14 protein-coding genes are annotated in these 13,227 nt (G+C 59.6%); 4 read left to right on the top strand and 10 right to left on the bottom strand.

Annotation, left to right across the window (positions count from 1 at the left end; genetic code table 11):
- Positions 1 to 189 precede the first annotated feature (189 nt).
- Both NKI21_RS25155 and NKI21_RS25150 read left to right on the top strand, forming a co-directional pair.
- A complete protein-coding gene (locus tag NKI21_RS25155) occupies positions 190 to 975 on the top strand; it encodes a DUF4145 domain-containing protein (protein ID WP_352867919.1) in 786 nt (261 codons plus the stop codon).
- Positions 972 to 1,586: a hypothetical protein gene (locus NKI21_RS25150; protein WP_352867916.1), complete on the top strand. Its 615-nt coding sequence runs from the start codon at positions 972 to 974 to the stop codon at positions 1,584 to 1,586. Before NKI21_RS25155 ends, NKI21_RS25150 begins: the two co-directional genes overlap by 4 nt.
- A gap of 251 nt (positions 1,587 to 1,837) precedes the next feature.
- Here NKI21_RS25150 and NKI21_RS25145 read toward each other — a convergent pair whose 3' ends face one another.
- Both NKI21_RS25145 and NKI21_RS25140 read right to left on the bottom strand, forming a co-directional pair.
- Complete coding sequence (locus tag NKI21_RS25145) at positions 1,838 to 2,116, bottom strand: hypothetical protein (RefSeq protein WP_352867913.1); 279 nt, start codon at positions 2,114 to 2,116, stop codon at positions 1,838 to 1,840.
- 315 nt (positions 2,117 to 2,431) lie between these two features.
- Entirely contained in the window at positions 2,432 to 3,319 is an 888-nt protein-coding gene (locus NKI21_RS25140; protein ID WP_352867910.1) for an ATP-dependent DNA ligase, read from the bottom strand.
- A 68-nt stretch (positions 3,320 to 3,387) separates the two neighbouring features.
- On the opposite strand from NKI21_RS25140, the gene NKI21_RS25135 reads away from it, so the two are divergent.
- Positions 3,388 to 3,627, top strand: coding sequence for a hypothetical protein (locus tag NKI21_RS25135; RefSeq protein ID WP_352867906.1), 240 nt, complete (start codon positions 3,388 to 3,390; stop codon positions 3,625 to 3,627).
- Between the two features lie 71 nt (positions 3,628 to 3,698).
- On the opposite strand, the gene NKI21_RS25130 is transcribed toward NKI21_RS25135, so the two are convergent.
- The 4 genes from NKI21_RS25130 to NKI21_RS25115 are packed head-to-tail and all read right to left on the bottom strand — an operon-like array spanning position 3,699 to position 5,434.
- Positions 3,699 to 4,097, bottom strand: coding sequence for a hypothetical protein (locus tag NKI21_RS25130; RefSeq protein ID WP_352867903.1), 399 nt, complete (start codon positions 4,095 to 4,097; stop codon positions 3,699 to 3,701).
- 44 nt (positions 4,098 to 4,141) lie between these two features.
- On the bottom strand, positions 4,142 to 4,321 hold the full coding sequence (locus NKI21_RS25125; RefSeq protein ID WP_352867900.1) for a hypothetical protein: 180 nt from the start codon (positions 4,319 to 4,321) through the stop codon (positions 4,142 to 4,144).
- Positions 4,293 to 4,586, bottom strand: coding sequence for a hypothetical protein (locus tag NKI21_RS25120; RefSeq protein ID WP_352867898.1), 294 nt, complete (start codon positions 4,584 to 4,586; stop codon positions 4,293 to 4,295). Before NKI21_RS25120 ends, NKI21_RS25125 begins: the two co-directional genes overlap by 29 nt.
- Complete coding sequence (locus NKI21_RS25115; protein ID WP_352867895.1) at positions 4,583 to 5,434, bottom strand: glycoside hydrolase family 108 protein; 852 nt, start codon at positions 5,432 to 5,434, stop codon at positions 4,583 to 4,585. Before NKI21_RS25115 ends, NKI21_RS25120 begins: the two co-directional genes overlap by 4 nt.
- 290 nt (positions 5,435 to 5,724) lie before the next feature.
- Between NKI21_RS25115 and NKI21_RS25110 the strand changes: the two genes are divergently transcribed.
- Positions 5,725 to 7,257, top strand: a complete 1,533-nt coding sequence (locus NKI21_RS25110; RefSeq protein ID WP_352867894.1) for a hypothetical protein — start codon at positions 5,725 to 5,727, stop codon at positions 7,255 to 7,257.
- Positions 7,258 to 7,459: 202 nt separating this feature from the next.
- Here NKI21_RS25110 and NKI21_RS25105 read toward each other — a convergent pair whose 3' ends face one another.
- The 4 genes from NKI21_RS25105 to NKI21_RS25090 are packed head-to-tail and all read right to left on the bottom strand — an operon-like array spanning position 7,460 to position 13,225.
- Positions 7,460 to 7,792, bottom strand: coding sequence for a hypothetical protein (locus NKI21_RS25105; protein ID WP_352867891.1), 333 nt, complete (start codon positions 7,790 to 7,792; stop codon positions 7,460 to 7,462).
- Between the two features lie 11 nt (positions 7,793 to 7,803).
- Positions 7,804 to 8,901 (bottom strand): hypothetical protein, encoded by a 1,098-nt coding sequence (locus NKI21_RS25100; protein ID WP_352867889.1) that lies wholly within the window; start codon positions 8,899 to 8,901, stop codon positions 7,804 to 7,806.
- An 11-nt stretch (positions 8,902 to 8,912) separates the two neighbouring features.
- The gene (locus NKI21_RS25095; RefSeq protein ID WP_352867886.1) at positions 8,913 to 10,511 is read right to left on the bottom strand and encodes a hypothetical protein; all 1,599 of its coding nucleotides are present in this window, start codon (positions 10,509 to 10,511) and stop codon (positions 8,913 to 8,915) included.
- Positions 10,511 to 13,225 (bottom strand): phage tail protein, encoded by a 2,715-nt coding sequence (locus NKI21_RS25090; RefSeq protein ID WP_352867883.1) that lies wholly within the window; start codon positions 13,223 to 13,225, stop codon positions 10,511 to 10,513. Before NKI21_RS25090 ends, NKI21_RS25095 begins: the two co-directional genes overlap by 1 nt.
- Between the last annotated feature and the right edge of the window lie 2 nt (positions 13,226 to 13,227).

Raw genomic sequence — 13,227 nt, 5'->3', positions numbered from 1 at the left:
TTCCCAACCGGACAAGAAGTCCCACGGATAATCCCACGGATGTTCGTTGGGTGTTCCAACGCGCCAACGGACTGATACGTTAGCGCGCCGGCCTTTCAGGCGCAGCTTTTGGGGGAGGATTATTCTCCTCGCTGAGAGAGCCATTAGCGTGCCATGATAGCTCAGAAACGGTCTTTCGCGGGATAGTAAATGAGCAAATTTGGACTTGGCGCATGGGAATGTCGCTTCTGCGGCAAATCCCAAATTGCCACCGAAAATAATTACCACATCCGATACAACTTCTTCTCGATTGGCGAGACAGAACTTGGGCCCATCGGGATGACCCTTTCTGCAATTCGCTGCCTGAACCGTGAATGTAACAAAGCATCAATTTCTTGTGAGCTAAACAAGTCAGTGTTTTCGGATTCACGCGGGCAACACGTTCCAACTGGCACCCCGATCGAAAGTTGGCGGCTTCGTCCCGCATCCTTTGCAACTCAACAGCCGGGTTTCATTCCGGAGCCTTTGAGAAACGATTACTATGAGGCCTGCTTAATACGTGACTTAAGCCCGAAAGCGTCAGCCACGCTCTCCCGCCGCTGTCTGCAGGGCATGATTCGCGACTTTTGCAAAATTTCGAAGGCGCGCTTGATTGATGAGATCAAGGAGTTGCGCAAGCTTGTGGACGAGGATGCGGGGCCAAAGGGCGTTGAGACCGAGACAGTTGATGCGATCGATCATGTGCGCGGCGTCGGCAACATCGGCGCGCATATGGAAAAAGACATCAACAACATTGTCGAAGTAGACCCTGGTGAGGCCCAGGCGCTCATTGAACTCATCGAGATGCTGTTCGCAGAATGGTACGTTGCCCGCGAAAAGCGCCGAGAACGTCTCAGAAAAATCGAGACGATTGCTTTAGACAAGGCGACTCAGATCGCGGATCTGAGGTCGCAAGGCCAAGGGGTCGCACTCTCGAAGGAGCCGGAAAGCAAATGATCGACCCAAAAGTTATTGCGAAACTCGAGGCGGAAGCGGAAGCCGCAGCCAAGAAAATCAAAGGTGTGGTGCACTTAGCGGATATTGCTGCATTTCATGCCGCTAATGGCTTTCACATCGCTGCGATTCGTTGTGGAGAATCGAGAGTCGTTGCGGGTGAAATACAGTCCCCAGTGCAGCCAATGATCGTCAACTACGCTTTCGCAATAGAGCTTTATCTAAAAAGCCTGCTCATCGCGTCGAATGCTGCGCAGCGCGGCCATAAATTGGATGAGCTTTTTGCAAAACTGAGAGTTACTGATCGGGAGGATATAGAAAAGAATTTTGAAATTATTAATGGGCGAAATGCTCAATTGCTGGCTGATGACCTTAGATCTTACGCCAGAGCTTTCGAAGAGTGGCGGTACCTGTTTGAGTCACGTCGGGAAACGCGGATTGCCGTCTATAGCTTGGCGGATCTCGCGCGTGCTTGTTTCTTAACCATCAGTGAGCGTAACGATGGCTGGGCAAATGATTCAGTCAAGAAAACACTTTCCACCGCTGCCGAGAAAGCTGGAGTCACGGTGATCAGCTTGGGCGGCGGAGTGATGGTCCGGGGAAATCTAGGATAAACAACGACCGCTACTCGAAAACGGCTTTCCCGGGCGTTCAAGCTTCTTTCGACCGGATTCCAACGACTCCCATGTAAAACCGGGCAAAACGTGCCTGCTTGATTTCAATGGGTTACGGTCGAAATGTAAAACCGCCCGGGTTAGATATCCGGTGTGACAGGCCAGTGAAAACCACAAGGCCTCCAACGCGAGGTTTCGACTCTCTCCGATGTCGAATTGGCGCAAAAGCGGTCAAAGTTGAAACCGACTGCCTACCGTTCCCCTTTGGCTTTCGCATAGGCATTGGCTGCGGCGTTGCCCATGCCGGGAACCTTGGAGCTGTCCGGCGTGTAGCGAAGCTCCGGCTTGTTCGTCCCGCACTTGGTGCAGACCAGGCGCGGCGCGAGACGCCCGTTCATCGCATTGACATCGCCCCCGTACTTGTCCCGCAGGCCTACGAGGTCGATTACCTTGTAGTGGATGCAGTTGCGGCAATAGGCCGTGACCTGCATGTTTGCATCGATCAGCGATTGAAACGTCCAGTCGCTCATCGAGTTGCCCTCGCGGCGGCAGCGCCGGCATTGCTTGGCATGGTGATGCCGACAGCCACGCGCCTCGAGCCGCAGACGGGGCAGCGCAGTCGGCTGGACAGCATGGCGATCGGGAAGGCCCGGCCACGGGTCCAAAGCAAGGTGTAAACATCCAGTTCGAAACGTGCATTGCAAACCCGGATCGTTTTCAATCCTTCACGATTGCCCCAAACGCACCGTGCGGTGAGCCTCACACCGTGCGTCCAGGCGTCGCCGATCGTCTCTATCTCCATGAGAACGGAATAAGAACAAATTCCCAGGCGCGGTCAAGACCTATCAGCCTTCGTCGAGGAAACCCTGCACGGATGCATGACGCAGCTTTGGCTCGCCGCGCAACGTCCTGACGCTCGCCTTGATGCCGGGCTTGACCCATTCGACGTCAGGCGTGATCTGCGCCGTGGGAACGCCGTTCGGCGGCGCTGCCTTGGCCTTCTGCACGCGTTTCCACAGTCGGTCCTTTATCGCATCAGTTGTGGCGATCACGGCCTTCCCGACATATTTGCCGTCTCGCGCGAACAGCCCCTCGGTCCATTCACCGGTTTTCCGTTTGACGCCGATCAGGTCAAGCTCGGCGATGTCCCAGCATTTGATCTTCAGCCAGGAATCATCCTTGGCGCCGCTGCGGTAGGGGCTTTCCCGGCGCTTGGACACAATCCCCTCGAGGCCCATTCGTTCGGCGGCGTCGAAAAACTCGGCTCCGCCGCCCTCGACGTGCTGGCTGTACTGGATAATCCCTTGCGCCGGCTCGATCAGGTCCCACAGGATTGCCTTGCGCTCGATCGCCGGCCGCGGGCGCAGATCCTCGCCGTTCAGACACAGGATATCGAACGCCACGAAGGCCAGCAGCTCGGCGTTCCATGCCATGCGCGAATGCATGGCGTGGAAGTTCGGCCGTCCGTCCGGCTCGGGCGCAATCACCTCGCCATCCAGGATGAAGGATTTGGCTTTCAGTTGCTCTGCCGCAGTGACGATAGGCCAGTAGCGCTTCGACCAGTCGATGCCAGTGCGAGTGATGGCGCGCGCGCCCGCCCAATCGAGAATGATCTGGGTGCGATAGCCGTCATATTTGATTTCATGGATCCAGTCGTCGCTGACGGGCGGTTCCAGCACCAGGACGGGTTCCTGCGGCTTGATGAACCTCAGCCGGTCTGCGGCGTTACCCATGCACTCGATACTCCAACTGCCTGACAAGGCGCGGTGGACGGTTTGGTTGCATTTTAGCGAAATTGAATGTGGAAATCGTTGATGAAGATCGAAGCGGACGAATGCCGGGCGCGCTGACCCTGATCAGGCGTACGATCGAGGAACACTGCCCGCCCGGCGTGCTGCCCAGTGAAGAGATGGTCAACGGGCTTTATGGCCCGGAGCTGATGGACGAGGCGGGAGCGATCTCCGCTGCGATCGTCGCCACGGTCGAGCGATTGCAGCTGCAGTCAGTGGTGAAGCCGCCGGCGCCTAGCATCAAGGCGTAGCCTGAAACGAAAAACGCACGCCGCACCTTTCGGCACGGCGGGCGATCATATTGCTGGCGTCGGGAAAATGGTCAGCGCGGCGGGGGTGACCGGTTTCGCTCTTCGGCGACCGCCTGAAGCGTCGCTGTCAGGGCAGCAACGGCATTCGACAGGCCGACGATGCTGTCTTGCACGCGATCGAGCCTGGTCAGCGTTCCGCTCTGGAAACGCTCGTTCGCGGCCATGTCCTGCACCTGCTTGGTCTCGACGGCGATCAGCCGATCATTGACTTTTGCCGCTACGTCATTGGCCTTGACCGCTACGGCGTTCGCCTGGTCCGCCGTTTTCGTCACGGCATCGATGCGCCCATCCAGCCATTGTGACCCGAAAAAGACGATCAGCCCAATGGTCGGCAGCGCCAGCGCCATCGACACCCGAGCCACGGCAAGGAGTAGGACATTGTCGGCTATCTTCTCTGAAGCGTTCGGCATCTCGGTTTCCTCGTTCACTGCCCGTGGCCCTTCTGAATGCGCTGCTATTTCAATTCGGCGCGGCGCGCGGCGCTCGCCTTGGTGTGACGGTCGCACTCGGCCGCCGTATAGAGCTTCACGGCGCAGCCCGGCGCCATGGTGCGATCAATCTTGTTTTGATCGGCGACCGTCTTGCCCTGCGCCCCGGCGAGGCTGTTACCGAGGGCCTGTCGTAGCGGCGTCACACCGCTGACGCCGGAAGTCGTACACGCCGCCAGCGTCAAGGCACTCGTCAAGAGACATGCGAGCGTCAATGCCCTTGTGAATCGCATCGGTATTCTCCTTCTCAATCTTGGCGCGGACCTCGTCGGCGCCCCAATGCTTGATGAGTTCGTAGCCGCTGAGGGCGGCGCCGGAGACGGCGACGGCCAGGACGGCCCATGCGATGACGCCGGCCAGCGGGCGGGGGACACCGGCGAAGCCGGCGACGAGGGTGATGAGCCAGGTCATGCCGGCGTCGCGCCAAGCGCTTCTGCAAGCCGCTTTGCCTTGCGGCTGGTGTACCAGCGATAGGCAGCGCCGCCGAAAAGCAGCAGCGCGCTGATCAGTGCCAGGATCACGACAATCCTGGTGATCCACTCGCTGGCATAGGATAGCGGCGAAAGCTGCTCCTGAAGGCCCTGCAGGGTGCCGGAGACGCCGAGGCCGCCGCCGCCGGCGCCGATCGCCGCGTCGGCCGGCGCGGTCGACGGCGCGGCCTTGGCATCCTCGACCAGCGCCTTTGCCTGTCCGCCGTCGGCAAAGCTGGCCGCCCGTGGCGTTTCGCCGGTCGCCCATGCCTTGCCGATCGCCCGAACCTCGGCAACACGCGCCGTCCAGCCTTTGCCGAAGGTCGGGAAGGTGCCGAGATGGCGCAGGAAATTCATGCGCGCATCGCAGATCCTGTCGATCAGCGCATCGTTGTTGTTGATCGCCTTCAGGGCGGCGATCGTGCCTATACCCATGACGCCGTCGATGGCGCCGGTGTAGACGGGCCTGAGCGCCTGCTGCAGCCACATGATCGAGCGGCCGGGGCCGGAGTTCACGCCGCCGTCGAACACAACATAGTCTACGCCGGCCGGCAGCAGATCACCCTTGACCGCGTCCCAATACTGGCGGTCATAGATCTCGCCGACCTCGTCCATGGTGATGTTCTTGACTGAGCGCTTGGGAAGGCTCTTGCCCTTTCGGTAGGCATCGTAAACGCGCTGCGTCACGCCTTTGTTCGTCGGGCCGCCAGGGTCGGACGGATGGTTCACATAGCCGCCTTCGTGCACCAGCACCTTGGCAAGCGATTCCTTTTCGCGTGTAGCGGCCATGGGTCTTCCTTTCGATGGTTGATTGGCTATGGTCGGCACCGGGGAGAGAGCGGGCCGATGGGGAATTTCACAGTCGAATTGATGCGCGACGGCAAAGCCGTGAAGCGCGCCGAGGCTCAGGCAGGCAGCGATGTTGAAGCCGTGAAAGCCTGGGTACCGGTGAAGATACCGCTAGGCCGGGAACCTAAAGAGGGTGAGTGGATACGGGTAACGCATCTGGCTAGTGGGCGGACGAGTTGGTTTCTTCCGGGCGATTGACAAATCTGGTGGCGGCCTTAGACGCACCACCCATGACTGATCCGCGTCCCTCTATTTTCTCCGAACTTCTTATCAAACCTGATGAGCGACGTTCGTTCCTGATCGCTTTGGCGCTCGTGGCGCTGGCCAGGGCTCAGGCAGCGTTCGCGTTTACCTACTCGGTTGATGACTATCGGGTGTTCATTCAGGGCTTCCAGTGGGTCGCGCCAAGGCTGGTGGATGAAGGCCGCTTCGGCACATACTGGCTGTCAAAGGCGTTCGACTTCATAGGCTACGACCCAATGCGGGGGCCGCTAATCACGGTCGTCGCCTCAGTGTTCCTGTCTGTGTGGGCGGCCAACGCTATCCTTAGGCTCTGGAGCAACGATCTCCCGAATGTGATCAGAGCCATGCTGCTGGTCATCATCGCCGCACACCCCTATACGTCCGAAATCATCACCTTCCGCAACATCGCGATATACCACATTCTGGCCTTCGCCTTGGGCGCGGCAGCAATACTGATATCGCAGATCAGCCCTGCAAGACTGCTGGTGTCGGCGCTGGTTTTCTCGGCGGCCCTTATGTTCTATCAGGTGCCCTTGAACTACATTTCGATCTTTATCTGTTTCGACTTGGCTTTGCGGGTCATCCGCGGCCTTCTCAGCAACGATGTGCCGCTCGCCTACTCCCTGCGGGATCGATCCTTCTATGCAAGGATCGTAACGGTCGCGGCCGGTTTTGCCATCTATGTGGTTTGCCTGAAAATCGCCACGCACGGACTGCCACCGCATCCGTTCTCAATCCCGATCTCCCTAGGCGAAGTACCGGAGCGCTTGAGGACATGGGGCGTCAAACTGCTTGTTGGGCACTTCGTGACAGGGACCATCTATGGTAACCAGTTGGTGCCGAAAGCTATCCTGATCATCCCCTGGCTCTTCATCGGCGCTACGGTCTTCGAACTGCTCAGGCGTCCGACAAACCAACTTGGCAACTCTGCCCTTGCCAGCGCGGTGGTCGTGGTCACCCCAACTATCGCGGGGCTTGCCATGCTGGGCATCCCTCTGTTTTTCACCGTTATCTGGTTGCCGTCCCGCGTCATGGCAAGCATTGGCGTGATCTGGGCCGGTGTTGCCGTTGTCGCCCTGCTTGTCCAGAATTTCATTCCGAGGCAGGTCTATGTTTTAGCCCTCGGGCTGATCGTCTTTTCGTTCATCGCCGTGGACAATCAGATATTCATCGATCAGTTGCGGGTCGGGGTAAGGGACCACAACCTGGCGGTTCGCGTGGCTTCCCGGCTGGAGGAACAGCCTAACTTCTCAGATATGAAAACGCTAGCCGGCGAAGGCCGGAGATCAGACGCGGGCGTTCCTATCCCGACCGCAACACATGGATTCAACGATTCTAATTGGGAGTACCAGTGGGCGGTCTCCCCGATGGTTGCCGAACTGACAGGCATTCCCCTACGAGCTCCGTACCAGCCCGAGCTGGACGCCGCTGAAGCCTACTGCAAAGGTCAATCGCCATGGCCGGCGCCTGGGTCTGTGATCATTCGTGGCCCACTTGCGATAGTCTGCCTGGGCTCGTAAAGTGCTAGCTTCATCCGAAGGGAACGCCCAATTGACCTCACCGGCCCGCAACCTGTTATATGTCGCCTTCACGGCCTTGGTGTTCGTTGCGGGCATCGTGATCTTGGGGTCAACGATGCCGAGAGACGATCTCTCTTCGGGCGTCGAGTGGGCGAAGCAGGGCAACTGAGAGCAGGACAAGGGTCTTTTTCCTGAGGGCAGATCAGCCTGACGCCACTTGCGCAGCAAGAGCCGAGCGGTTGGACTTCACCAATTCGCGCCGGGCTTTCACGGCAGGATCGGCGCGATGCAACTTTACAAGTTTTGTCACCATGGCGGTGGCGCTATCAGGCACATGGGGAAACCCCATCTGCTCCAGGTGCGAATTTACCAATGCAACCTGATCATTGACTTCGACCAGCACATCAACAGAGGTGCGATGAGGTTCGGAAAATAGGACGCTTCCGTCATCGTTCAGCACCCGCTTGAACAGCTTAATGCCAACTGATCCGTCAGCGCACAATGTTACTTGGTCGAGCAGAATTTCCTTTTGCATTGTCAATTCCTCTAGGATGCGTTGTAAGTTCCGGAGCCGTAGATTGCCTTTGATGTGCCCGACGGAATGTCAGCCGCCGCCAATTCGCCTCGCGACTGGCCGCTGCCGCAAGCCATTAAGTAGAGTAGTTGCTGACCGTTTGTGCCTGTCTCCAGCAACAGAGTAGTGAAGTTGGCCTTCGTATAGCCCTGCATCAACACGGCGCCGGCACCCACAAAATTTCCCGCTGTGCCGAACGGAAGCCCCGTGATCTGAAGTGCCCCCGCCGCTGTGGTAAACGTGAAAGTGCTGGCAATCAGCAGAAAGCTGAACGAGACCATCTTGCCAACCTTCACATACGTGCCTGTTTGCCCGCCATACGTCACCGCAAGATTACCCTGCGTAACGAACGTGAGAGCCGGCGTCCAAGTCCCTTCCTCGTAATCATCCAACGTGTTGGCGTCAGCGCTTGGGATCTGTGTGGCCGGAAATTTGACACCGCCTCCCGACAATACAGGTATGGCCGAGAAGGTCTGAACCGCAGACCATGTGCTAGGCGTTGCCGGCAGAGTAGAACTGATCACCGGAATGGCCGGGTTCGCATTGTTTATTGCGATGCCAGTGCCCGCCGCAATGCTCGACACGCCACCGGCTGCAACGGCATTAGCAACCGGGAATGGTCCCACCCAAGCCAGCGAAGGCCCGTCCCAGCGGTAGAAGGCAAAGGCGACGCCAATCTCGGCATGCAGGAACAGATAGTTGTCATCGCCTGCGCCAAGGGCCAGCGCGTTGCGCTTGGCCAGCGTTCCAGAGTTGTTCGGCGTGATGCCGGCCAACGACAACTGGACAAGCACGCGGGTCAGCTTGTCGTAAAGGTCGACGATGTTTGCGGCGGCTGAGTCCTCCCGCACGATGGCATAGCTGTACGTGCCGCTGGCGCCGGTCCATTTCACCGCGCCGGTCAGGTGCGTGTTGTCCGTCACCGACAAGATCGGCATTGGATTGCCGGCCGCCTCGATGTTCAGGGTGCCGCCGGTGACCAAGGCAACAGCCCAAGCCGTTCCAGTGCCGACAACCGCGGCGCTGCCATTCGTCACGGTGACCGTGCCGGTGTTGTAGATCGATGTCATGAGTGGTTTCCCTAAAGGCTTGGGGGAAGGCCGAGGATGTAGTAGCGGACCCCTTTTAGGCTCGCATCATAAGACGACGCGCCGCCCACGATCGTGTAGGGATTGCCGTTCGATGCGTAGAGATCGATGCTCGTCGGGGACAGGATATTTGCCCAGATCGAATAGCCCGCGGTCTGCCCCGCCCACGACGCGTCGTTGACGAAAACGGCATGCTCGCCCCAAATGGCGGACGGCTCATTGTAGTCGGATGCGATCGGCAGATTGTAGACCGCGCCGACCTTGGGGAATAACAAGAGACCGTCCGGATTGGGAACGGTGATGTTGCCCATGCGGACGCCTTTGAAGCGGTTACTGCCCGACATCACATTGGGAAAATCCGACGTCCAGTTCAAAAAGCCTTCTGCCAGGATCGGCAGATAGGTCAGGCGAGTGTCGACCATGATGTCGTTGAGATTGGGCGCCAGGTCTGAAGAGCCCGGCCGTTTGATCTGGATGAAATCGCCTATGCCGTCATTGCTCTTGAGAAAGATTTTCTTGCCGCCGGTGGTGTGCGCGTCCCCGGTGTCGGCATAGACGACGTAGATGATGTCCATCGAGACATCGCAGTTGCTGACGATCGTCAGTGTCGAGCCTGACATCGTATAAGTGAAATCATTGCCGTGAGCGCTGATGCTGTCGATGTAGGGCGGATGCCAGAACGTCGCCTCGCTCGTCTTCTTCGAGATGAAATCCATATAGGTGACGTCGCTCAACGGCATGCGGGTGGTGATGTTGACGGTCGCGAAAGCGCCGACCGTAACCTGCCCGGTCGCCATGACCTTCGCCGGGATCCTGTTCTCGTGCAGGATGAAGTGGTTCGGGTCGGGGTCGGTGACTGTGCGGCCGGGCAGCGCGACGCGCGCGATCCCCGAAGATTGCTTGTCGATGCGGACGACTTCCTGCCCAGAGACGGGAGCGGCTGAATTGTCCGGTATCGCGTCGTCTCGCATAGGCAGATCAAAGACGGTGACGAGGACCCTCTTGATCGGGTCGGACTCACCCGAGTTGTTCGTCAGAGACGGCGTCGTAATACAGGGGCGATTGCGAGCCGCGGGACCGCCGAAGCCGGAATCGATCTCAATCATCGCCCGGCTGGTAGAACCTATGTAGGAATACACCTGCCCCTTGTCTGTGGTTGAGCCGGTGAAGAGATCGACCCAAGGGCCACGGTACTTGGTCGTGGTGTAGTCCAGCGCCGCCCTGGTTTCGACGAGGGGAAAGAACGCAATCCCGTATTGGGCGGTGAAGAACTCCTGGAAATAGAGCCGTCGCTGGAAATTATGGCCGGCGTTTTGCCAGCTCTTGATCATGATCTGGCAGGTGTTCTTGTTCGATCCTGACGGGATGAAGTAGAAATTGGGCGACAGGCCCGTTCCGCCAGAAGGGCTGTAGGTCACAAAATCAGGTTCTACGGCGAAGATGTCCCTGATGTAGCCGACCTTCTGGTTTTCCGAATTGAAGTAGAATTTCCCGGTATCCGTGTTGGGCACGGTCAGAGGGTCGTCGCTGTTGCTCTTCATGATCTTGGCGAAGGGGACGCTGCCGCGGCGGCCGATGGCTAGCTTTGGCATCAGGGCACCGAGATCGAGAAAACGCCAGCATTGAGGTCGAGTTTGACCGATCCGTCAGCGCTCTGAAGCAGGCCGGCCGTGACTGTGCCCAGATTGGCGATCAGCGACTTCAAAGCGCCGCCCTCGATCGTGATCGGGGTTGCCGATGTCGTGCCGTCGGTGAACAGGATCTGATTGGCCTTCAGCATGATCCGAGAGAATGGCGCCAGCGGATTGCCGCCTGTGAAGCCGGCCTCCATGTAGAAGCCGCTGGAAACCCAGACGTCGCCGACTGTCGCCCTGATCTCTTGGACCAGCCTGACCACGACATCGCCGCTGCCAACCTCCGCCCGTATCCTGAACAGGCCTCCAGCCGACAAGTCGCCCACGGATGCCTGCACACCCAGAATCGCTGAGGCCTGAGCCGACAAGACCCCGTCGATATCGTCGATAGTGGCGTCGAGTTCGAGGAATGCGGCCGCGCTTGCGTCACGGAAACGGCGCGCCACAGCGTTGTCGGCGACGGTCCGGCCGGCAGCATCCATCGCAGCAGCCGCCAGTTGGGCGAGCTTGTCGCGATCCTCCTGAAGGCTCGCCGACATGCTTGTGAGGAACGCAATCGTGTCAGCCTGCAACTGAGCGAGGCCGACCGATACGTCGATCACCTCGCCCGGCGTCGACACCTGCGCCCAGGCCGTGAAGAAGGTGGCGCGCGGCGGGTTGGCGATGATCCGGTGACGGTAGTCGTAGGTCTTGTTCGGCAGCACGCCTTCCGTCGTCGTGAGCGTCTGGACCGGCATCTCGGCGCGCTTGACGATGCTGTTGACGTAGCCGCCATGGATGCCTGATTGCGCGCCCGTGGTGATGATCGCCGCGCCACCCGGCGTCAGCGATGCGGTGAACGTGCCCGGCGTCAGCACCGTCTTGACGTACATCGGGCTGTCGGCCGTCATCCCCGTGGGCAGGGCGCCCGTCGTGGCGATGTAGAAGATGTCGTTGGCCGAAAGATTGTGGTTCGGCCAGGTGATGACGGCCGGGTTGGCGATCGACACCGTGACGCCGACGGCTTCGGGCCGATATTCGATATCGATCGACGCGACCGTGTTGTCGTCGAAGGCGTCCCAGATGAACTGGATACCTGTCTTGCGCTCGTCGGAACCCTGAACCTGGATCTGGATGCCGACGGCAATGAAGTTGCTGGCGGAAACGGCATAGTCGGGATCGCCAGGCGCCACCGGAACGACAGGGACTGTGACATAGGCGGTCGGGTCGAAGATGGTGTCATCGACTTCCTGCAGCGACAGATAGATGTTCCTGGCCGCCTTTTCGCCGAGAGGTCCGAGCCTCTTGTCCAGCATCGCAAACTTGCGCGGACCATGTTCAACAGAATCCCAAAGTGCCCAGCGCCCAACCTTGGCCTCATCCAGGTATTTGGGATGAATGCAGATTTCGCCGTTGCCCTGAAACCGGCTCGCCTTGAAGGCGATGTCGGCCAGGCGATCGGCGACTTCGGTGCGGTTGACGGCACTATAGGGCACCGACACCGCCAGGCGCTCGCCATCCTCAGCAACGGCAGGCCCATCAACGCGGATGGCCATCGGCGTCTGCTCATAGAAATTGTCCGGCTCGAGATAGGTGCCGGCCAGCGTGTTGATCAGCTCCGACTTGGTGCGCTTGGTCGAGAAACGGAAGGTCTCGTCGACCATGATGTCGTCGTCGGTGAAGGTCATGACGATCGACTGCGCAGCGCCGGCGATAGGGAACTCACCCGAGGCATCCTCGACCCAGGTCGACGCACTCGCCTCGAGCAGCGGCTGCAGGTTCTGGTCGTGGGTGACGCCGGATCCGGCAGCCGCGATCAGGCCCGCCGTGTAGCGCTTGCCCGCGCCGACCGTTTCGTCGCTGATGTTCGCGGCGAGGGTCCACATGTCGAGCGGCAGGCGCGAAGCCGGCGCACCCTTGCCGACCATCATTTCCGTGCCGTTGAAGATGCCGCGCTCCAATGCATAGGCCATCACATGCGGATTTTCAGTGAACTCCCATGTGTCCTGGTTATTCCACCGGTGCGAGCCGGAGCCGCCGACCGTCGTATCCTTACGCCAGTCATAAAGCGGGGCGCCCTCTATTTCGAAGAACGCATCCCACGGCTGCTGAAGGTGCTCGCGGTCGAGGATGCTGGTGACGACCGCATAAGCGATGCCCGCGCCACGGTGATCCGACGTCCAGCGGCCGAGCGGGTTGGATTTTGCGATCAGGCCGGCATCGGCCGTCTGTGTCATGGTGCCGATGTAAAGCTTGACCCAGACCTCAGCGTCGATGCTCTGGATGCGAAACCCCTTGGTCGCATCCTCGGTGCCGCCGAGCGTCTTCCATTCACCCTTGTAGCGCACCCGGGTGATGCCGGTGATGCGGAAGTGCGAGAGGATCCGGACGTCCTGAACGCGCCGGTTGCCGGAGCTGTAGGCGTTTCGATAGACCAGTTGGCCGGCCGTGCCGACCTTGCCCATGGCAACGGACCGCGCCAGATCCTCGCCGTACGTGGTGTCGAGCTGCGAAGCTTGCGCCTGCGTCTGCTGACCGCCGCCGAAAATCGAACCCAGGGCGTATTTCGCCGCGAGCCCGAGGCCAAAGCGCGCCAGGCCGGCAAGCAGCGTCGAGCCGCCAAGCCACGAAGCGGCGCCACCAAGGCCGACCGCGCCGAGAACGGTCGTGAAGAGCGGGACAAGGAAGCCCACGG

The organism is Mesorhizobium sp. M0715 (assembly GCF_040320355.1).
Classification (GTDB): domain Bacteria; phylum Pseudomonadota; class Alphaproteobacteria; order Rhizobiales; family Rhizobiaceae; genus Mesorhizobium.
This window is presented reverse-complemented; position numbering and strand designations above follow the sequence as displayed.